Genomic DNA, 19,837 nt, shown 5'->3' on the forward strand with positions numbered 1-19,837 from the left:
AAACGGGCCTTCAACAGGCCCGTTTTTGTTTTTCTTCGTAAGCGAGGCTTACTTCAGACCCTTCATATAGTCCGGCTCATCGGCCTCCTGCATGATCTGAGTATCAACCGGTTCCGGCGGTGGCGCCATGACGGGTTCAGGAGGCTCTTCTTCCACAACCGGTTCGGCCACAGGCTCCGGCATTGGCGCCGGGGCCGGTTCTTCCTGCGCTGGCTGACGGTGGCCCATGATGCCGACGGTTCTTTCTTCCGTGTAGGCGGAATTGCGCCCGCAGCCGTCTAAATCAGCGTCGTTGCACGCCGGAATGTCCATACAGGCAGTGAGGGTCAGAGCTCCAAAAGCCACACATAGCGTTGAAAAAATCTTTTTCATCCTGGAAATCTTCCTTCTTTCAAATGTTTTTGATGGAAGGCATCCTATCCAATCCGGCACGGCATAGCAAGTTATCAGATAAAGGGAAGCTTATCCGAGGCTTGTTTCTATAATATGAAAATTTTTTTGTAACACACCCACAGGCTATAAATAGAAATTTTCCAAATGCCTGAGGAGCGCTTTTTCATCCAGGGCGCTGCCGGTAAGGTCTTCAAGTAATCCCAGAGCGCCAACGCTCCTGCCTTTGCTGTGGATGCTCTCTTTCAGCCACGTTCCGACAGGGCGCAGATTTCCCCGTTCGATACTTTGCGACAACGTGGTATCCGCGTCATGGAGCTTTTCATGGAGCTGTGCGGCCATCATATGCGACAGCGTGTTTGTCGCGATAAACCCGAACCGTCCTGTAAACCAGTCGGGATTTTGCAGCGCTCCTTCAGAAAGGTTTTCCGGCGTTTTTCCTATAAGCTCCTGACTTTCCGCTTTCCAGCGTTCCGGCAGGTCTTTGACGTCCAGATCCCCGTTGATAAGGTCTTTTTCAATCCGGTAGCGCAGCAAATCATGAAAAATTTTACTGAGTTCGTCGGCATTGTTGCGCATGGGCGTATCGGTAATAACCTTGCGCAAACGATAAAGGTTTTCCGGTTCGAAACTTTTGTTTTTGAACTGACGGAAAACGCCTTCGGCCCGGACGGCAACAAATTCAAAAAATTCCGGCGTCCGGCCAATGATCGTTTCATAAAGAATGCTCAGCGCGTTCTGGGTCAGGGTTCCCAAATCCTGCCCGACGGGCTGCGACTTCCACTGGTCGGGAAGGTTTTGCAGGTAGAGGCCGCGAGCGCCTTGATAGAGAGTGTCTTCCAGCGAATCGAGAAAGGTGTCTTCTTCCCCGCACCGCACAAGAACCCGCGCATCGTCAGGCGAACCGCCCGTCATCGGAGAAAGAGACGTGACAAGCAACGTCCCCCGGTTAAAATCAAACCCCATCAATTCCAAAAGCGTCTTGTTCAGCCACATCTGGTTTCCGCGTGAGAATTCCCCCTCCAGCGGCAAGGGCGCTTTTTCACCTTTTTGCTTTTCAAACGCGGCAGCGCGTAATTTTTTGAGCGGGCCCAAAATATTGTCATAAAGGTTGTCGATCCTGAGATTCCCGATATCGCTGGCATATCCCAAAAGAAGCGCGCGATAGAGCGAATCCGTGCCAAAGGCTTTCTGTTTAAGCTCTGCTATTTTTCGGTATAAATCGACAACCTGCTGAATATGGGGGGCCGCATCCTCCCAGTTATTTGCTTTGAGCGCGCTCGCGTGACGCTTGCGCCCCTCATTGGCAATCTGGACGGAGGCAATATAAAGCTCCGGCGGCAGGGCGGCCAGATGGGAATAGACACGGCGCATCTCGCTTAAATTGGCGCGATCCCATTCCCCCCATCTGTCCGGGTGTCTTTCCGCCTCATTTTCCACCCGTTCCAGAAGCCTGGTCACGGACGGCGTAGTCGTTTCGGCATATATCCGCTTGGTAATCGCAGAAATGTCGTGGATTCGTTTTTGAAGCCCGCCCGGCGGCATCGCGGTCATCATATCCGTGGCCAATGTGCTGCGAACGGAAAAAAGCGTATCCAGATTGCTGAAATAAAATTTCAGGTCGTTATATCCTTCGGCGGGCTCTGAAACGGCCTTTAATCCTGCGTTGTCTGTCATGATAACCCCTTGATGATCTCTATGATGATTTCCGGCTTGAAAGAAACCCATTTGCACTCCCGTAAACTATACTCTCGCCGATCAAGGTTAAAAATGCTTTAATTTAAGGAGTCTGAGGCAAAAGCAGAGAGAAAACATGTTCTGGAAAAAGAAGAAAAAAGAAAAAGCGCCGCAAAAACCCGAAGAGATGAGCCGGGAAGATATTCTTGCGCAGGCAAAGGCGAATGCTGCCGCGGCGCGGGAAGAAATCGGCAACGAAACACTGGATAAAATCAAAGAGGCCATGATGAGAAAGGAAAATTCTCCGATGGAACAGGCCAAGAAAATTATTAAAAAGATGGATCAGGACAAGGTACGGGACCAGCTCGCGGAATGGGCCAGAGAAAAAGGGCCGGAGAAAAAACCGGAAAAGAACTAGAAAAAAACCGGAAAAAGAAAAAACAAGGAATCAAAACTTCAAGACAAGGATTAGGAAGAATAAAATGCCGACTTACCAAGCCCCTTTGGACAATATCAAATTTGTACTGCACGACGTTCTGGATGCCGGCAAGCTGTGCGAATTGCCGGGCTATGAAGACGCCAGCCCCGACCTGATGGACCAGATTATCGAGGAAGGCGCCAAAATGTGTGAAGGGGAGCTCTTTCCCTTGAATCAAAGCGGTGACGAAGAGGGCTGCCATTTTGAAGACGGAAAAGTCAGAACGCCCAAAGGATTCAGGGAAGCTTACCAGGCCTTTGTCGAAGGGGGATGGTGCGGCCTGTCGGCAAGTGCGGAATATGGCGGCATGGGGTTGCCGCAAACGCTCAACACCGTCATGAAGGAAATGATCTGCAGCGCGAATATGTCGCTGGGCATGTATCCCGGCCTGTCTTACGGCGCATATGAAGCTTTGCACAAATTTGGTACGGAAGACCTGAAACAAACCTATCTGCCGAAACTGGTAAGCGGTGAATGGTCCGGTACGATGTGCCTGACGGAGCCTCATTGCGGAACCGATCTGGGATTGATCCGCACGAAAGCGACGCCGAATGACGACCGGTCTTACAATATTACCGGCACCAAAATTTTTATTTCCGCCGGGGAACACGACCTGACCGAAAATATCATTCATCTCGTTCTTGCGAAACTGCCGGATGCGCCGGAGGGTGTGCACGGCATTTCCCTTTTTGTGGTGCCGAAATTTTTGCCGGAAAACATGGCGCCAAATCACATCACCTGCGGCTCTATCGAACACAAGATGGGAATTAAAGCCTCCAGTACCTGCGTGATGAATCTGGAAGCCTCCAAAGGGTGGCTGGTCGGCGAAGCGCATAAGGGCCTGCGCGCGATGTTCGCTTTTATGAACGATGCGCGGCTGGGCGTGGCCATGCAGGGGCTTGGTATTGCCGAAGTGGCCGCGCAGAACGCGCTGGCCTATGCAAAAGACCGTCTTCAAATGCGGGCGCTGGACGGAGCAAAATATCCTGACAAACCGGCAGACCCGATTATCGTGCACCCGGACGTCCGGCGGATGCTGCTCACCTGCAAAGCCTTTACAGAAGGCGCGCGGGCGCTGTCTTACTGGGTGGCGATCAACCTCGATATTTCGCTAAAACATCCGGATGAAGCGGCGCGGCAAAAGGCAGACGATCTGGTGGCGCTTTTAACGCCCGTTATCAAAGCCTACCAGACGGATATGGGATTTGACGTTGCAAATATGGCAATGCAGGTGCATGGCGGTCACGGCTATATCCGTGAATACGGTATGGAACAATATGCGCGTGATGCGCGCATTGCGATGATTTACGAAGGAACGAACGGCATTCAGGCGCTTGATCTGGTCGGGCGGAAAATGCCGGCCCATATGGGCCGGTATCTGCGGCGCTTTTTTCATCCGGTATCGAAATTTATTGAAGATAATCAAGCCGATGAAAAAATGCAGGACTTTGTTTTCCCCCTCGCCAAAGCCTTTGCAAAATTGCAGCAATCCACGGCGATGATCGCCCAAAAAGGATTAAAAGACCCGAACGAAGCCGGCTCGGCTTCCGTTGACTACCTGCGCCAGTTTGCTCTGGTGGCCATGGCCTATATGTGGGCGCAGATGGCCAAGGTCGCGTTTGAAAAGGAAAACGAAAACAAGGAGTTTTACGGCTCCAAAATCAAAACAGCCCGCTTTTTCATGACCCGCATGCTCCCCGAAGCCGATGCCCGCTTTAAGATGATTCTGGCCGGCGCGGCGCCTCTCATGGACATGAAAGAAGCAGAATTCTAGGAAGACCGCTCCTCTTTAAAGGCTTTTAAAAAAAGGGGGGTTTTTTGAAATTTTCTTTTCAAAAACGTTAAACAGGCGTACGATTATGCCAATATGTCCTACTTGCGTAATATCACATTACAGGAAATTGAGAGGGCCCAGCGTCAGGGATGTGCTGCGGTTCAGGGTAATGTCGAAGAAATTTTGCACGGTTCGGAAAGCAGAAAAGAGCTGAAAAACCTTTTTCAAAAAGTTGCCGGTGTCTCAACGCACCTCATGGATAATTTCGAACCCCGTAAATATAAAAAGCGCGGCCATGTCAAAACCGACCCGAAAGAACTGAAAGCGATGATTCTCGGCGCGGTTCAGTCCGTCTACAGCCTTGGACATATAGAAGAGCATATCAATGTGAATGCGGCAGAATTACCGCTCATATCGTCTTTCACGGACCGTTTGTCTCTTTGGGCACAGCGCGTTCAATATGAGTTTTCTTTGAGATCCTCCATTCACACCTATCAAACGAACGGGCGGGCTATGGGACCGATCAGCGCGGCGCAGGCTTTTTGCCACGCGGTCACACATCACAGGCTGGAAAAAGAAGGCGGATTTGGTTTAAACTTAGGCAACCAACAACCTTTGCCGCTATAGATAAACCATGAAGCATTTAAAAACATCCGAAGAGCTTGGCTCTTACATTCAGGACGCGCGAAAAAAAGGACAGACCGTGGCCTTTATCCCGACGATGGGGGCGCTGCATGCAGGACACCTTGCGCTGGTGGAAGAAGGGTTGAAACGCTGCGATATTGCGGTTGTTTCCATCTTCGTGAACCCGACGCAGTTTGCGCCGCATGAGGATTTCGATTCTTATCCCCGTACATTGGACGCAGACATTCAAAAACTGGAACAGGTCGGCGCGCAGGCGGTCTGGACCCCGTCGGAGGCGGATTTATATCCGGACGGACCGGTGTCGGATATCCATGTCAGCGGGGTCAGCGAACCGCTGGAAGGAACGTTCCGGCCCCATTTTTTTGATGGCGTGGCAAGTGTTGTGGCGCGGCTCTTAAGGGCGGTAAAGCCCGATATCGCCTGTTTCGGTGAAAAAGATTACCAGCAGCTTCAGGTCGTGCAAAAAATGGTCGCCGAGCAACAGATCCCGGTCGAGATTGTGCCCGTTGGAATTGTCCGCGGCGAAAGCGGACTGGCGCTGTCTTCCCGAAACGCCTATCTGGACGAGGCGCAACATAAAATTGCCGTGCGGTTAAACCGGATCCTTTTTGACATGGCGGAAAAAGCGGCTGCCGGAGAAAATATTTCCTCAATCGACTCCTGGGGCAAGGCGGCGCTGGAAAAAGCCGGATTTGAAAAGATTGATTATTGCACAATCCGCGATGCCCGCAGTCTTTTAGAGCCTGTTGCAGGGCAGGAAAAGCGTATTCTGGCCGCCGCATGGATTGGCAAAACCAGATTGATCGACAATATCGCTCTTGCATAGTATCCTCTTTTAAAAAAGGAGTGTGTTCATGTCTTTCGAATCTGTAACCGAAGAAGTCAAATCCAAACTGTCCATGGCGTCCGGCCTGAATGCCAGAATGAAATTCGATTTCGGCGATGAGGGGATTATCTTTGTCGATGCCACACAAAATCCGCCGCACATCAGCCATGAAGACGAAGAAGCCGACTGCACGCTGATCTGTTCGCTGGATACCTTTCAGGGCTTTATAGATGGAACAAAAGACCCGAATATCGCCTTTATGATGGGCAAACTGAAAGTCAAAGGTTCCATGGGGCTGGCCATGAAGCTGAATGCCATTCTGGAAGATTAAAAAAAGTGCCGGGCAACGAACAACAATCTGTTCCGGAATGCACGCCTTACCGCCCCCGTCCGGGCCGCGCCTGTACGAAGATTTTTGTTCTTCTGTGCGCCGCAGTTATTTTATTTCTTACCCTTGCCTATTGCATAGACAAAGAAACCGTAGACACTTTGAAACAAAGCCTGTCCGTGGGCACGATTGTCGCGCTGGTCGTCGTCATCAATCTTATATCGTTTATCGTTTTTATGGTGATGTATGCCGCATGGCAGTGGGTCCGCTGCGATTTAAAGGCGCCTAGACCGGAAAATCATCTGGACTGATCCAGCCATTTTCCTACCGTTCCGGCAATTGTGCCGCTTGTATCTTTGGTCGTAAAAATACTTAAAAGCCGGTCTTCCGGATCCATAAAATAAATAAACGAAGAATGATCGACCGTGTAATCGTTCATGTCAGGGTCGCGGACTTTTTTGGAATAAACTTTATAGGATTTTTTGACAGCTTCTATCTGCGCCGCTGTGCCTGTCAAACCGACCAGATCAGGATGAAAAAGCCTGACATAGTTTTTCATGACATCGGCTGTGTCGCGCTCCGGATCAACAGTAATAAAGAGAGGCCGGATCTTTTTTGACCGCTCTCCCAAAAGATCCAGCGCCCCCGAAATTTTTTGAAGCTCCGTCGGGCAAATAGCCGGACAAAAGGTAAAACCAAAATAGATTAAACGATACTGACCGGAAAAATCCCGGTCCGTAACGGGTTTCCCATTATGGTCGGTCAGGGAAAACGGCCCACCGAAATTTTCAGCCTGAACGGACAAGACCGAAGGCGCAACAGCTGTTTTATCAAACCAGACATAAGCCCATGCACCCAAAACTGCCAGTCCCGCGCCAATCGCCGCCATCAGGATAATTTTTTTCAGGTGTGTTTTCATCCCCCTCTTATAGGATGTTTCAGAGCCTTTTTAAAGAACTTCCAGCATCTCTGCGACAAGCGGATGGCGCACGATATCGGCGTTTCCAAGCCGCACCACGGACACGTTCGGCAGGGTTTCCAGTCGCTTTGCAATATCGCCCAGACCGGACAGGCCCTCCAGAAGATCGGTCTGGTCCGGATCTCCCGTCACCACCATGGTGGAGTGCCAGCCCAGCCGTGAAAGCAGCATTTTCAGCTGCCCGTAGGTGCAGTTCTGGGCTTCGTCAATCACCACAAAGGAGTTATTGAGCGTGCGCCCGCGCATAAAGCCGACAGGCGCAATCTCAATGGTCCCGTCATCAATATATTGCCGGACTTTCCTGCCGCCGAGCCGATCGCCCAAAGCATCATAGAGAGGACGCAGGTAAGGCGCCATTTTTTCATTTAAATCACCGGGCAGGTATCCGAGAGACTCTCCGGCCTCCATCGCCGGGCGGGAGAGGATAATACGTTCAATCTGTTTTTTCTCCAGCGCTTCAACGGCGCTGGAAATCGCCAGGTAGGTTTTGCCTGTCCCTGCCGGACCGATCGCCAATGTCAGGTTCCGCTCCTTGATAGATTGAAAAAGGACCTTTTGACCTTCCGAGCGGGGCTTGATGTTCTTCACATATTTTTTATCCCGCCGTCCGTCGATTTCTTCATCAAGAGGATGCCAGTCCCCTTGAGGTTCCTGCGAAGGATCGTCGAAAATTTTGCGAACCACGTTGGTGCTGCGGCCTGCATCCTTATAATTTTTTCGGGATTTTTTTGACATGCAAATCTCCTTCGGCTGGGGTGAGTGGGCAGGATAAAACCGGGTATAAAAAACGCCGCAAGAAAACCTGCGGCGCGTTTGTCTGTGCCTTGAGAATCGTTATATCTGTTTAATGTAGATAATCCCAAAGAGAACCCTCAAGATTTCTTATTTCACAGGGATCAGTCTATCAAAAAAGAAGGCAGGTTTCCAATGAATAGCAAAAAAGAGGGGAAAAGCGGATCAGGCGGCCTCTTGCATGGCAAAAATCCCGCCCGTTTTCCCAGCATTTTTGATATTTTTTTGAATCATCCACCAGGCAGCTTTTGATGCCAGTCTGCCGCTGACGCCTTTCGGATCAAAACCGCAGGCTTTAAAAATCATGGATACAGCCCGGTCCAGCTGGGGTTTTTGATAGTAGCTATAAGCCCTTCGCATATATTCACGGTTCCATGTCTTGCGCTCATACCGGTCGTCTTCCGCCGCATTGGCGGCAAAAAAGGCGTAAGACAGTTCATCGTCTTCCGTTTCGGCAATGCGCCCCAGAGCAATTTTCAGGCGTTTTACCCTGCCGATATTATCCTGCTTCAGGTAACGGCGAAGCGTGTCATAAAATATTTTGTAATGCCGGAATTCGTCCCCTGCGATTTTGGCACAAATTTCTTTCAGGACAGGCTCATCTGTGGATGCCCCAATGGCGGAGTAATAGGAGGACGTGCCGGTTTCAACCATGCAGCGGGCGATCATTTCGCCGGCGCGCGAACCCCGCACGGAATTATCGTTGGCAAAATGTTCGATCTTATACCCTGCGCGGAATCTGGCCATGGCGGTTTCCAGGCTCCAGTCCGGGTCGATCTTTTCCGCCCACATGCCCAGTGCCTTGCCGTGCTGCACCTCTTCGGACGCCCAGACAGGCAGCGCTTTTGCAAGTTCCTGATCGCCTTCAAAAACGCGGCCCAAATACTCGGCGTAGCTTTCAGCGTTATATTCCACCAAAGCCGCCGCCTTGATAACCTTCAGAAGATCGCCGTCAACCCTGGACGCATCCAGCCGATCCCAAGGTAAGTCCTCAATGCGCCAATGTTCGTAAACCATCGCAAAAGCCTTTCCCGTTAGAGCTTATTCCGCCGCCACTTTATCCGGACCGTCGCCGCCGAAAATCCCCTCTTCGAAAACCTCTTCCCACGTGCCGCCGGTGGAGGCTTTGGAATATTCCGTCGCGCGGTTTTCAAAGAAGTTCGTGTGTTCCGCCCCGTTGAGCATTTCATCCATCCACGGCAACGGGTTCTTCTCGATCCCGTAGACGGGATCCAGCGTCAATTGCTGCAGGCGGCGGTCACCGATCCAGCGGATATAATTTTTGACCTCTTCGGACGTTAAACCTTCAATATCGCCCATCTCAAAGGCAAGATCGATAAAGGCGTCTTCGTGCCCGACAATTATTTTACAGCTTTCCGTGATTTCCGCCTTCAGCTCATCATCCCAGATATCCGGGTTTTCCTGAATGAACGTGTTGAAGAGCTTGATAATCGACAGGCAGTGCAGGGTTTCGTCCCGCACGGACCAGGTGATAATCTGCCCCATGCCCTTCATTTTATTAAAGCGGGGAAAGTTCATCAAAATAGCGAAAGAGGCAAAGAGCTGCAGCCCTTCCGTAAAGCCGCTGAAGAGCGCGACCGTTTTGGCAATATCACGGCGGGAGGACATATTCGCCGTTTGCATGTAATCATATTTGTCCTTCATTTCCTTGTATTTCATGAAAGCCTGATACTCGACTTCTGGAATGCCAAGCGTATCCAGCAAATGCGAATAGGCCGCAATATGAATGGTTTCAATATTGGAAAAAGCCGAAAGCATCATCTGAACCTCGACCGGGCCGAAGACACGGGCGTAATGTTTCATGTAACAGTTATTCACTTCCACATCGGCCTGCGTGAAAAAACGGAAAATCTGCATCAAAAGATTCTTTTCCGACGGGGACAGCTTGTGTTTCCAGTCGCGGATGTCTTCGGCCATGGGCACCTCTTCCGGCAACCAGTGAACGCGCTGCTGCGTCAGCCATGCTTCGTAACACCATGGATACAGGAACGGTTTATAAACATGGCGTTCCTGCAGAAGGGGGGAATCACTTTTGGTCACATCATCCGTGATCGGCGCGAGTTTCGGGCTCATCAATTTACTCCTGTTGGTTAGGGTTGCCATTTTAAACACTGAAAGCCGCAGATGTGAAGGGTTTTGTGCAGGATTCATATGATCTGGAACTTCCGGAGTTCACCTTCCTTTTCCCAATAGTTTGATGGAAAAGCGCTTCCATTCCGGCCTATCTTGTTGAGTCCAAACAATTTTCCATTACTTTGTTTTAAAAATTTCATCTTCATACTCCTTGTTCGTCTCCTTTGCCTCCGTTTACGCCCTTATCTGGCGGGCCGGCTGAAAGGACTTATTATAGGATATTATGCCTATATAAGCAAGGATCTTATAGTCATTCCCCTTGAGAATCGTACGTTTTTTCATTTTTTACCTGTATCCATTTTTCGTCATCCCCCGGTTTATCCGGGGGATCCAGTGCTTTTGATCCTGGATTCCCCGCTTTCGCGGGGAATGACGAAGGCGCCTCAAAAGAGCCCCAAAAGGGGCCTTTCTGTCCCTGTTAAGAGATTTATAACCCATTGATCTGTATAATGTTTTCAACGGGTTTTGCCCTTTTTGCAATTGGACGATGAAATTCGGTAAAATGATGCCATGAATGCGAAAAAGCCAGATACGGCGCTGAATCCTGCGCTGGAAGCGGATAAGCTCCTCCCTCCGGAGAATGAAGGGGAGAGGCTTTCCGGCGCGTTTGCGCGTCACACGGCCCAGTCAAAGCCTAAAAACGGCCCTGAGGAAGACGGCCGCTTTGTTTTTATGGCTGCCTCCGGGATGTTCGGAAATATTTTACACGAAGCGGACCAAAAGGGGATAGAGGCTCCGGAAAGAGGGGCCTCCAGTTCGTTTTCACAGGCCACGGGCCAGTATCACCGGTCCAGCGAGATTGTAACGGCGTCCTATAGCGGCTCGGAATACGGCTACAGCGCGGGCGTTGAAAAACTGTTGAAAGCCGGCAACCCGAAAGTCGTCGGATATATCGAAACGGCCGTTCAGGCCGCGCAGGCACGGGGACTGAACCCGCAGCTTTTTGTGAACCAGCTTTATGCCGAATCCGGATATCGTGAGGATGTGGTCACCGGACAGAGATTGTCCTCGACCGGGGCAAGAGGCGTAGGACAGTTTATGCCGGAAACAGGCGCCCGGTACGGCTTGCACAGCCCCGCCGATTTTGCAAATCCTGAAAAAAGCATCAATGCAGCGGCAGAGTATATGAAAGATTTGACAAACAGGTACGGATCGCAGGAACTGGCTATTGTCGCCTATAACGGCGGCGGCGGCGCCATTAATCTGGCCAAAGAGGGTCTGGGCGAGTCGAATATTACGATCGACCAGTGGAACCAATTCATGGCAGAGCGGCGCATATCCAGCCCTTCAGCAAAAGCATCAGCCTGGCAGAACGAGACATACACGTATGTGAACAAAATTCTGGTGCCGCCGAGCGATTCGACTGAAAATCAGGACGTTGCCGCGCTCAACAACGAAGGAAACGGCGTCAAGGTTGCGGCGGCGGTTTCCCCGCCACCCGCGCCCGCCTAGCCAGAGCATTCTTCTTTTAGATTGGGGCACCCCCATCGTCACCCCCGCGCAGGCGGGGGTCCAGTCCGTAGAAAAGGAGCGCGGCAAAGCCGCGCACATCCCTGAATCCCCGCCGTTTAAGCGATGCTGCGCATCGCCGCGGGGATGACGGTGAAAAAGATTCAACCCTGTCCTTTCCGAGCGCAGCGAAGAATCCCCGGGAAACTCTGAGATCCTTCGCCTTCGGCTCAGGATGACAAAAATGCTCTAAAATCAACGCAGCGCTGGAGCGCCAAGGCTCTTTTCAGAAATACTTAGCCGTTTACTGACAGCTCAGGCATTCTTCGTATTGCGTTTCCTGCTGCTGCGCCGGCGCCGGCTGTTCGGTGAGTTCCGGCGCGCGGCCTTCGCTTTCGCGGCTGCGGATCCAGCTTGCGTTGCTTTCGGCGCGCTGGATGGATTTGGAGCGGCAGTAATAAAGGGATTTCACCCCTTTCTTCCAGGCCTGCCAGTGGAGGCCGTGCAGGTCCCTTTTGTGCACATTCGCCGGCAGGAAGAGGTTGATGCTCTGCGCCTGACAGACAAAAGGCGCCCGGTCCGCCGCATGTTCGATCACCCAGCGCTGGTCGATTTCAAAGGCCGTCTTGAACACGTCTTTTTCCTCGTCGCTGAGGAAATCCAGATGCTGGACGGACCCCTCGTTGGTGAAAATGGAAGACCAGACGTCTTCGGTATTTTGTCCTTTTTCTTCCAGAAGCTTTGTCAGGAATTTGCTTTTCACCGGAAAGGACCCGGAAAGCGTTTTATGGGTGTAGGCGTTCGCCGCGACCGGCTCAATCCCCGCGGAAGAGCCGCCGCAAATAATGGAAATGGACGCAGTCGGCGCAATCGACATTTTGTTCGAAAAACGCTCCATGATTCCGTAATCGGCCGCATCCGGACAGGCCCCGCGTTCTTCCGCCAGTTTGCGGGACGCATCGTCGGCGCCGCGTTTGATATGCTGGAACATCCGGCGGTTCCAGACCTTGGCCATCACGCCCTCGAAGGGAATCATCTTGGACTGCAGGAAGGAATGGAAACCCATGGTGCCAAGCCCCACGGAACGCTCGCGCATCGCCGCGTATTTTGCGCGTTTCATCGAATCGGGCGCTTTTTCAATGAAGTCGGACAAAACATTATCCAGAAAGCGCATGATATCTTCGATAAGCTGCGGATGGTCCTGCCATTCCTCGAATTTCTCAAGATTGAGGGACGACAGGCAGCAGACCGCCGTCCGTTCGTTCCCCAGATGGTCCTTGCCCGTAGGCAGGGTGATTTCCGCGCATAGATTGGACATCTTCACATTCAGGCCCGCCATTTTGTGGTGGTCCGGAATATGGTCGTTCACATGGTCGATAAAGACGATATAGGGCTCTCCCGTTTCAATGCGGGCGGTCAACAGGCGAATCCACAGATCCCGCGCACTGACTTTGGCGACAACGGATTTGTCCTTCGGCGATTTCAGCGCCCATTCCTCGCCATTTTCAACGGCATGCATAAAGTCGTTGGTGACCAGAACGCCGTGATGGAGATTCAGGGCCTTGCGATTCGGGTCCCCGCCGGTGGGACGGCGAATCTCAATAAATTCCTCGATTTCCGGATGCCAGATGGGCAGGTAAATCGCCGCAGAGCCGCGGCGCAGGGACCCCTGGGAGATGGCGAGGGTCAGGGAATCCATCACGCGAATAAAAGGCACGATACCCGACGTTTTGCCGTTGCGGCCCACTTTTTCGCCGATCGAGCGCACATTGCCCCAGTAAGAACCGATGCCGCCGCCCAGAGAGGCCAGCCAGACATTCTCGTTCCACAGCTCCACAATATTTTCGAGACTGTCGCCCGATTCGTTCAGGAAACAGGAAATCGGCAGACCGCGGCTGGTGCCGCCATTGGACAAAACAGGCGTGGCCGGCATAAACCAGAGTTTGGAGATATAATCGTACAGGCGCTGCGCATGGGCCGAATCATCCCCGTAATACATCGCCACACGCGCAAAAAGATCCTGCGGCCCTTCTTCCGGCAATAAATACCGGTCATACAGGGTTTCAATCCCGAATTTTGTGAGATTTTCGTCCCGGGAGCGGTCGATCTGGACACGGTTCCCCCCCTCAATCTGCGCATAGTCAAACATTCCCTTACTCCCTACCCGTAAGAAATTAAAGCCTGTGAATTTTTATGTGGAGAAGCTGTGTGTAAACACAACCCCTAGCGGTTAATCTTTGACAAGCATACTACATATCGTAGGACTGTCCAGACAAAAAAACGGTTTTTCACGGCGTTTTGGGGGCAATTTTGGATGCACTGGTATGCTGAAAACATGCCTCAATTGCCTGAATTCTCACATAGATTTGTATTTATCGACAGCTTTTACCAGCCATTAAAAAGAAACAATCTTTCAAAAAAATTATCCGGAGGCCGGAGCGGATATTGCCTCTTTTTCCACGCGGCGAACAAAACCGCGAAGAGCCCCTTCCCGTCCCGCCGCGTTGCCTATACTATTACAGAGCTGTGACAAACAGCTTCTGATGCACAAATTCAAATGATACAGGACTACACGGAAGGACCGCCGCTTTGATTCGCCGATACCGCCAAACCAAAATTGTCGCCACTCTTGGCCCCTCTTCCAGCGAAGAGCCCATGATTCGGAAGCTTCTGGAAACGGGCGTCGATGTCTTCCGGCTCAATTTTTCGCACGGAACGCATGACGATCATAGAGCCCGCCTGCAAACGATTCGCGCGCTTCAGAAAGAATATGACCGCCCGATCGGTATCCTGGCGGATCTTCAAGGGCCTAAATTTCGCATCGGCCAGTTTAAAAACGGCGCGATCGACCTGCATGAAGGCATGAAACTCCGCTTTGACCTCGACCCGGCTCTGGGCGATGAAACACGCGTTTGCCTGCCGCATGCGGAAGTGCTGCGTGCCCTGAACGAGGAGTCGGAAATCCTGCTGGATGATGGAAAGGTGCGCGTGCGCGTCCTCCAAAAAAGCGATGGCGCGCTGGACGTGGAGGTTCTCGCAGGAATAAAGCTTTCGAACAATAAAGGCTTTAACGTGCCCGGTGTCGTTCTGCCGGTTTCAGCCCTGACGGAAAAAGACCGGCTGGACCTGACCGCCGCGCTGGATATGGGCGCAGACTGGATTGCCCAAAGTTTTGTGCAGCGGGCGGAAGACGTGGCGGAAACAAAAAAACTTATTCAGGGCCGCGCCGCCCTGATGGCGAAAATCGAAAAACCCAGCGCCGTAAAACACCTGGATGAAATCCTGGACCATGTCGACGGGATTATGCTGGCGCGGGGCGATCTGGGTGTGGAAATGCCGCCGGAAGACGTTCCCGCGTTGCAAAAACGGATTGTCCGGCAAGTGCGGACCGTGGGAAAGCCCGTGATTGTCGCCACGCAAATGCTCGAATCCATGATTGAAAATCCCCGGCCGACCCGCGCGGAAGCCTCCGATGTCGCCACAGCGGTTTACGACGGGACCGACGCGGTCATGCTTTCGGCGGAAACGGCCTCCGGACATTATCCGGTAGAAGCCGTGTCCATGATGGACCGCATCTGCCAACGCACGGAAGCCGATCCGGCCTATCGCGAAATCATAGAAAGCAATCAGCCCAAAACCGAAAACGACGCATCCGACGCCATCACCGTCGCCGCGACTTATGTCGCCAGAGACACCCATGCCGCCGCGATTGTGAATTACACCTCTTCCGGCTCCACAACGCTTCGAACGGTCCGGCAAAGACCCGATATCCCGATTTTGTGCCTGACGCAGAATATATCGACCGCCTGCCGCCTGATGCTGTCTTACGGCGTCCGGACCTTTCATGTGACCGACGTCAGCAGCTTCGCCGAAACGGTCAAAAAGGCCACCAAACTCGTGAAAGAAAAAGGCTACGCCCAGAAAGGCGAACGCATCGTCCTGACCGCCGGCGTTCCCTTCGGCACGCCGGGCAGCACGAACGTCCTCAGAGTGGCCTGGGTGGAATAAAGGCTACCGGTTCCCGGCCAGAACAGATTCTCCGTCATTTCCGCGCATCGTGCGAACCATGAGCGGACTGTCGTAGGTCCAGACAGTCTCTTCATTAAAGGCGAAATGCGGTTTATAGCGTCTGGCGAACTCGCGGCGGTCCACGGTGTCTTCGCGGTTATCCAGAATCAGTTCGTCCCCTTCAAAATTGATGACAAGAAACGCATGGTCCGTGCCGCTATAGATATCGTAGACCATCGCAATGCGCATCGCTTCGGGCGAAACGCCAAGCTGTTTGAGGGTCAGATATTTGGCAATCGCAAAATCCTCGCAATCGCCTGAAAAATCGAGAAACTCAACCATCGTCGCCCAGTGGTCTTTCTTGCCGTACACCCAGTTGTCCTGACGGTAGGGCAAGAGATTGAACCAGTTATTCACCGCCAGAATCCGGTCTTTTTCGGGTACGTTCTGCAACGTTGTGATAAATTTTTGCCAGACGGCAATGCGCAGCGAAGGACATTCCTGCGGCGCCTTTTGACATTGGAGATAAAAGTCCTCTTCCTGTGCGGCCTGATCCAGAATGCGTTTCCACTGCGGCAACGCGCCGGCGCTCTCGTGCCTGCCGATCGGCGCGGGAAAGAAAGAGGCCCCCCGATCCGCCGCGAAGGCCGGCAAGCAGCATATCAGCCAGAACAGGCCGGCCAAAAACAACAGGCGCATAAACCCCGAAGAGAAAATATAAGCAGGAGCCATTATACTCACTTACAAACAAACGGTAAAATATTTACGTAAGTGAAGGCTACGGATGCATCATGGACGAGTCAAGATGAGGGCAAAATCTGTCCTCATCAAATTAAGACGTCAGGTCTCTTGGAATTCTATTGCGCGGCGGAAGCAACAACCGTTACGTTTCCACGCGGCTTGGTGTGGAGCCACCAGGCTTCGCGATTGATCGAAAAGATCGGCTTGTAATGCGACACCCGATCCGCACGGGGAGTCGTTTTCATCTGGTTGTCCAGAATAACCGGACCGCCATCCGTGTAGACGATCAAAATGGCGTGCGGCACATTCTTCTGAAGGTCCTGAACAATCGCAATCCGCAGACGGCTTTCAGGAACGCCCAGCATCCGCAGCGCCGTATATTTGGCGATAGCAAAGTCTTCGCAATCCCCGCCACGGGTGAAAAATTCGACCGGCGTCGCCCAGTAATCATTCTTCCCGTAATTTTTAGAATCGCCAACATAACGAACCTTATTGACCATCGTATTGACCTGCTCCGCCATTTTATTCAAAGGAAGACCCTTCAGACCTTCCAGCTGTGCGCGAAAATCCGCCATTACTTTTTGACCGTGGGACTGGCTGAGCGCCGCATCAAAACGCGTAAACATGCCCGTCCATTTTGTGAAAGCCTTCAGGGAACTCGACCGCTTTTCCGTCGAGCCGAAAATCTGGGGGTGATAACTCACCTGCTGGATGGCATTCGTCTCCAGCGCAATGCGGGAGGGAACATCCTTGATCGTGCTGGCGCGGGCGGATTTCGCAATCCCCATACTGGACAGCGCCAGAAACGCCGTAATGGACGTTGTCATAAAACGCAGGGCAAACTGCTCCACAAGGGTCTGGCGCAACGCCGCCTTATCAACAAAATGCTCTTCAACAAGGACGCGGCCAAGCTTGCGGCCGGACGTCTTGCTTATTTGCAGGGCATGGCGCAGATCATGCGGAGACAGACGCCCATCGAGAACAAGAAGCTCCCCAAGCTTGTTTCGATGCAGCCTGGTCTTCAATCCCGAAAGTATTCCGCGATGAATCTTTTGCTGTTCGGTGTTTTGCCCCATTGTCGCCTCCGCCACCTTATTTATTTGCCGTAACTATATTATTATGGCGCGAAATGATTGACGAAATCCTAACAAACGGGCAAAAAGCGGAGATATTTATGGTTAAAAAAGAATGAAAAACGTTTAATTAAAGAGCTCAAAAAAGACAGGAAAAACACGTGAGTACAAATGATCTCAGCGCAATTGTGAAAAAAATGGCCGGCACGCGCGTTCTGGTGATCGGCGATATCATGCTCGACAGCTTCGTTTACGGGGAAGTTTCGCGGATATCGCCCGAAAGTCCGGTGCCGGTTTTATCCATTTCACACGATAATAAAATGCTGGGCGGCGCGGGAAACGTCCTGTCCAACCTTTCAGGGCTGGGAGTCCGCAGCAAGGTGATTTCCGTCATCGGTGCGGACGAAAACGGAAAGGTGCTGCGCGGGATCGCCGAAACGCTGGGTGCGGACGCAAGCGGCCTGATCGAGGACGATTCGCGGCCAACGACGCTGAAAACCCGTTACCTCTCCCGCAACCACCAGCTGCTGCGGACGGATTTTGAAAACACGCACGAGGTGTCTGAAGAAATATCAAACAGAATTCTTCAGGAGGCTGAAACCGCGATCGCCAATGGCATCGGGGCGATCGTGCTGTCCGATTACGGCAAGGGCGTCCTCACAAAAAATATTATTTCCGGGATTATCCGACGGGCAAACACCAAAAACATACCCGTCCTGGTCGATCCGAAAGGAAATGACTACGGTTGTTATAAAGACGCCGATGTCGTCACGCCCAATCGCAGGGAACTTTCCGAAGCCACAGGCGGAATGCCGGTCAAAGAAGACAGCGATATCGTAAAGGCCGCCGAGCAGCTCATGACCCGAAACGGTATTAAAGCGGTCGTTGCAACGCGCAGCGAAGACGGCATGAGCATTGTTCGCGCCCGCAAAGAGGGGGGCTTCGAACAGCCCGTCCATCTCAAGACGGAAAGCCTGGAGGTTTTCGATGTCTCCGGCGCAGGAGACACGGTCATCGCCACAATCGCCGCCGGACTGGCTACAGGGGCCAGCCTGGTCGAGGCGGCGGCGCTGGCCAACGTCGCGGGCGGCATCGTGGTCAGTAAAATCGGCACGGCCGCCATTCGCGCGGCGGAACTGATCAAGGCCCAAAACACCAAAGAATATGCGCTGCAAACAGGGCCGGTGGGCGACATTTCCACCATTGACCGCGCGCGTCAGGCGCGCGTTTTGCCTTTGGAAGACGCCGTGGAGCAAGTCCAGAAATGGCGGGCGCGGGGCCTGCGGATCGGATTTACAAACGGCTGCTTCGATATTTTACACGCCGGCCATGTCGGATATCTCAATCAGGCGCGGAATAAATGCGACCGGCTGGTTGTCGGTTTAAACCATGACGCATCCATCCGTATTCTGAAAGGACCGGACCGCCCCGTGAACGGTCAGGACGCCCGCGCCAGCGTTCTGGGCGCGCTGGGATCCGTGGATATGGTGGTTTTTTTCGGCGCGGAAGAAAAGAGTGAGGACAACACGCCCTGCGCTCTGGTATCAAGCCTCAGACCTGATATCTTTTTCAAGGGGGGGGATTACGAGATAGAAGACCTGCCCGAGGCAAAGATTGTCCGGTCTTATGGCGGGGACGTGCGGATCATGACGCTCTATGAGGGGTTTAGTACAACGTCCACGATTGAAAAAATGACAGACAAAAAGGATAAGGTGGCCTGATGGTTTTAAGCGGATTGCCGGACGAATTTGAACAACAAAAATATGCCTTCCAGAAAGTGGATGCGAGCGCAGCCAAACTTATCCGTTACTGGCTGAAAGAACCGCATGTCGAGGACTGGTGGACTCCCTCCGAGGAAGCCATGCAAATTATGGAGCAGGCAACGGACAATCCGGATTCAAAGGTCGTGCGGTATATCGCCTCCCATAACGGCCGGGATTTCGCCTATATCCAGTGTTACGACCTGGCGGAAAAACCGGACATCTGGGAAAACAACCCGCAGCCGGAAGGCACCTTCGGGATCGACCAGTTTATCGGCGATCCGCAGATGATCGGATTCGGCCACGGCACCAATTTCATCAAATCCTTTATCGAAGAGCTGAAAAAGCAGCCCGAAGTCAAAAAAATTATTGTCGACCCCGCGCCGGACAACTCTCCGGCCATTAAATGTTTCGGCCAGGTAGGCTTCCGCACCGAAAAGGAAATCGAAACCCCGAACGGGCCGGCCCTTTTGATGAGCATCATAAACGAATAGTTTTCTTTTGTTATGCCGGTTTAACACAAGGCAGGAATGATGAAATGACGGGTAAAAAGAAATCTTTGCGAAAAGCTTACATGCAGGCACGTCTTTTAGGTTTGGAGGAAGATAGGGAAAGAACGGAGTCTTTTGTTCGCCGTTATATGCGTTCAGCAAGTTTCGATCTGAAGCCCCGTTCAAAAGAAGCCCCCCGCGGAGAACGGGGCAAACGCTTTAAACCTTCACCTTTCAGCCAAACCTGATCGGTCTACGCAAACCTTCTGGAA

Annotated in this window: 20 protein-coding genes; 11 read left to right on the forward strand and 9 right to left on the reverse strand. The window is 52.3% G+C overall.

The annotated features are described in order from the left end of the window. Positions 1–48 precede the first annotated feature (48 nt). The gene (locus tag H6853_01655; protein USO04009.1) at positions 49–372 is read right to left on the reverse strand and encodes a hypothetical protein; all 324 of its coding nucleotides are present in this window, start codon (positions 370–372) and stop codon (positions 49–51) included. A gap of 144 nt (positions 373–516) precedes the next feature. Then, positions 517–2,067, reverse strand: a complete 1,551-nt coding sequence (locus H6853_01660) for a hypothetical protein (GenBank protein ID USO04010.1) — start codon at positions 2,065–2,067, stop codon at positions 517–519. Between the two features lie 136 nt (positions 2,068–2,203). Here H6853_01660 and H6853_01665 point away from each other — a divergent pair, with 136 nt between their 5' ends. The 6 genes from H6853_01665 to H6853_01690 all read left to right on the forward strand — a co-directional run bounded on the left by H6853_01665 (position 2,204) and on the right by H6853_01690 (position 6,429). Continuing rightward, positions 2,204–2,485, forward strand: coding sequence for a hypothetical protein (locus H6853_01665; GenBank protein USO04011.1), 282 nt, complete (start codon positions 2,204–2,206; stop codon positions 2,483–2,485). 64 nt (positions 2,486–2,549) lie between these two features. Next, a complete protein-coding gene (locus H6853_01670) occupies positions 2,550–4,319 on the forward strand; it encodes an acyl-CoA dehydrogenase C-terminal domain-containing protein (protein ID USO04012.1) in 1,770 nt (589 codons plus the stop codon). Positions 4,320–4,412: 93 nt separating this feature from the next. Further along, positions 4,413–4,946 (forward strand): hypothetical protein, encoded by a 534-nt coding sequence (locus H6853_01675; GenBank protein ID USO04013.1) that lies wholly within the window; start codon positions 4,413–4,415, stop codon positions 4,944–4,946. Positions 4,947–4,953: 7 nt separating this feature from the next. After that, entirely contained in the window at positions 4,954–5,790 is an 837-nt protein-coding gene (locus H6853_01680) for a pantoate--beta-alanine ligase (GenBank protein USO04014.1), read from the forward strand. A 28-nt stretch (positions 5,791–5,818) separates the two neighbouring features. Next, positions 5,819–6,121, forward strand: coding sequence for an SCP2 sterol-binding domain-containing protein (locus H6853_01685; protein USO04015.1), 303 nt, complete (start codon positions 5,819–5,821; stop codon positions 6,119–6,121). Positions 6,122–6,126: 5 nt separating this feature from the next. Continuing rightward, positions 6,127–6,429, forward strand: a complete 303-nt coding sequence (locus tag H6853_01690) for a hypothetical protein (protein USO04016.1) — start codon at positions 6,127–6,129, stop codon at positions 6,427–6,429. Here H6853_01690 and H6853_01695 read toward each other — a convergent pair. The 4 genes from H6853_01695 to H6853_01710 form a co-directional block, all read right to left on the reverse strand. Next, the gene (locus tag H6853_01695; protein USO04017.1) at positions 6,417–7,037 is read right to left on the reverse strand and encodes an SCO family protein; all 621 of its coding nucleotides are present in this window, start codon (positions 7,035–7,037) and stop codon (positions 6,417–6,419) included. The two genes, H6853_01690 and H6853_01695, sit on opposite strands and share 13 nt — an antisense overlap. A 30-nt stretch (positions 7,038–7,067) precedes the next feature. Next, positions 7,068–7,832 (reverse strand): PhoH family protein, encoded by a 765-nt coding sequence (locus tag H6853_01700; protein USO04018.1) that lies wholly within the window; start codon positions 7,830–7,832, stop codon positions 7,068–7,070. A gap of 222 nt (positions 7,833–8,054) precedes the next feature. After that, positions 8,055–8,906 (reverse strand): acyl-ACP desaturase, encoded by an 852-nt coding sequence (locus tag H6853_01705; protein ID USO04019.1) that lies wholly within the window; start codon positions 8,904–8,906, stop codon positions 8,055–8,057. 24 nt (positions 8,907–8,930) lie between these two features. After that, a complete protein-coding gene (locus H6853_01710; GenBank protein USO04020.1) occupies positions 8,931–10,013 on the reverse strand; it encodes a ribonucleotide-diphosphate reductase subunit beta in 1,083 nt (360 codons plus the stop codon). A gap of 540 nt (positions 10,014–10,553) precedes the next feature. On the opposite strand from H6853_01710, the gene H6853_01715 reads away from it, so the two are divergent. Beyond that, a complete protein-coding gene (locus tag H6853_01715) occupies positions 10,554–11,495 on the forward strand; it encodes a transglycosylase SLT domain-containing protein (GenBank protein USO04021.1) in 942 nt (313 codons plus the stop codon). Between the two features lie 301 nt (positions 11,496–11,796). Here H6853_01715 and H6853_01720 read toward each other — a convergent pair whose 3' ends face one another. Further along, positions 11,797–13,641 carry a ribonucleoside-diphosphate reductase subunit alpha gene (locus tag H6853_01720; protein USO04022.1) on the reverse strand — a complete coding sequence of 615 codons (1,845 nt, stop codon included), beginning with the start codon at positions 13,639–13,641 and terminating at the stop codon, positions 11,797–11,799. Between the two features lie 443 nt (positions 13,642–14,084). On the opposite strand from H6853_01720, the gene pyk reads away from it, so the two are divergent. Next, complete coding sequence (gene pyk, locus H6853_01725; protein ID USO04564.1) at positions 14,085–15,500, forward strand: pyruvate kinase; 1,416 nt, start codon at positions 14,085–14,087, stop codon at positions 15,498–15,500. Positions 15,501–15,503: 3 nt separating this feature from the next. On the opposite strand, the gene H6853_01730 is transcribed toward pyk, so the two are convergent. Together H6853_01730 and H6853_01735 are read right to left on the reverse strand one after the other, a co-directional pair. Continuing rightward, positions 15,504–16,232, reverse strand: a complete 729-nt coding sequence (locus H6853_01730; GenBank protein USO04023.1) for a transglutaminase-like cysteine peptidase — start codon at positions 16,230–16,232, stop codon at positions 15,504–15,506. Positions 16,233–16,357: 125 nt separating this feature from the next. Next, positions 16,358–17,317 carry a transglutaminase-like cysteine peptidase gene (locus H6853_01735; protein USO04024.1) on the reverse strand — a complete coding sequence of 320 codons (960 nt, stop codon included), beginning with the start codon at positions 17,315–17,317 and terminating at the stop codon, positions 16,358–16,360. Positions 17,318–17,511: 194 nt separating this feature from the next. On the opposite strand from H6853_01735, the gene rfaE1 reads away from it, so the two are divergent. The 3 genes from rfaE1 to H6853_01750 are packed head-to-tail and all read left to right on the forward strand — an operon-like array spanning position 17,512 to position 19,813. Next, on the forward strand, positions 17,512–19,035 hold the full coding sequence (gene rfaE1, locus H6853_01740; protein ID USO04565.1) for a D-glycero-beta-D-manno-heptose-7-phosphate kinase: 1,524 nt from the start codon (positions 17,512–17,514) through the stop codon (positions 19,033–19,035). After that, positions 19,035–19,568, forward strand: a complete 534-nt coding sequence (locus H6853_01745) for a GNAT family N-acetyltransferase (GenBank protein USO04025.1) — start codon at positions 19,035–19,037, stop codon at positions 19,566–19,568. The genes rfaE1 and H6853_01745 overlap by 1 nt, the downstream gene beginning before the upstream one ends. Before the next feature lie 44 nt (positions 19,569–19,612). Further along, positions 19,613–19,813, forward strand: coding sequence for a hypothetical protein (locus H6853_01750; protein ID USO04026.1), 201 nt, complete (start codon positions 19,613–19,615; stop codon positions 19,811–19,813). Positions 19,814–19,837: the final 24 nt, after the last annotated feature.

The sequence above is a fragment of the Rhodospirillales bacterium genome (genome assembly GCA_023898765.1).
Classification (GTDB): Bacteria; Pseudomonadota; Alphaproteobacteria; order Micavibrionales; family Micavibrionaceae.

Bases quoted from the DNA above. Each gene is read 5' to 3' on its own strand.
- H6853_01655 (USO04009.1), bottom strand. From the start codon at position 372: ATGAAAAAGATTTTTTCAACGCTATGTGTGGCTTTTGGAGCTCTGACC.
- H6853_01660 (USO04010.1), bottom strand. From the start codon at position 2,067: ATGACAGACAACGCAGGATTAAAGGCCGTTTCAGAGCCCGCCGAAGGA.
- H6853_01665 (USO04011.1), top strand. From the start codon at position 2,204: ATGTTCTGGAAAAAGAAGAAAAAAGAAAAAGCGCCGCAAAAACCCGAA.
- H6853_01670 (USO04012.1), top strand. From the start codon at position 2,550: ATGCCGACTTACCAAGCCCCTTTGGACAATATCAAATTTGTACTGCAC.
- H6853_01675 (USO04013.1), top strand. From the start codon at position 4,413: ATGTCCTACTTGCGTAATATCACATTACAGGAAATTGAGAGGGCCCAG.
- H6853_01680 (USO04014.1), top strand. From the start codon at position 4,954: ATGAAGCATTTAAAAACATCCGAAGAGCTTGGCTCTTACATTCAGGAC.
- H6853_01685 (USO04015.1), top strand. From the start codon at position 5,819: ATGTCTTTCGAATCTGTAACCGAAGAAGTCAAATCCAAACTGTCCATG.
- H6853_01695 (USO04017.1), bottom strand. From the start codon at position 7,037: ATGAAAACACACCTGAAAAAAATTATCCTGATGGCGGCGATTGGCGCG.
- H6853_01700 (USO04018.1), bottom strand. From the start codon at position 7,832: ATGTCAAAAAAATCCCGAAAAAATTATAAGGATGCAGGCCGCAGCACC.
- H6853_01705 (USO04019.1), bottom strand. From the start codon at position 8,906: ATGGTTTACGAACATTGGCGCATTGAGGACTTACCTTGGGATCGGCTG.
- H6853_01710 (USO04020.1), bottom strand. From the start codon at position 10,013: ATGGCAACCCTAACCAACAGGAGTAAATTGATGAGCCCGAAACTCGCG.
- H6853_01715 (USO04021.1), top strand. From the start codon at position 10,554: ATGAATGCGAAAAAGCCAGATACGGCGCTGAATCCTGCGCTGGAAGCG.
- H6853_01720 (USO04022.1), bottom strand. From the start codon at position 13,641: ATGTTTGACTATGCGCAGATTGAGGGGGGGAACCGTGTCCAGATCGAC.
- H6853_01730 (USO04023.1), bottom strand. From the start codon at position 16,232: ATGGCTCCTGCTTATATTTTCTCTTCGGGGTTTATGCGCCTGTTGTTT.
- H6853_01735 (USO04024.1), bottom strand. From the start codon at position 17,317: ATGGGGCAAAACACCGAACAGCAAAAGATTCATCGCGGAATACTTTCG.
- rfaE1 (USO04565.1), top strand. From the start codon at position 17,512: ATGGCCGGCACGCGCGTTCTGGTGATCGGCGATATCATGCTCGACAGC.
- H6853_01745 (USO04025.1), top strand. From the start codon at position 19,035: ATGGTTTTAAGCGGATTGCCGGACGAATTTGAACAACAAAAATATGCC.
- H6853_01750 (USO04026.1), top strand. From the start codon at position 19,613: ATGACGGGTAAAAAGAAATCTTTGCGAAAAGCTTACATGCAGGCACGT.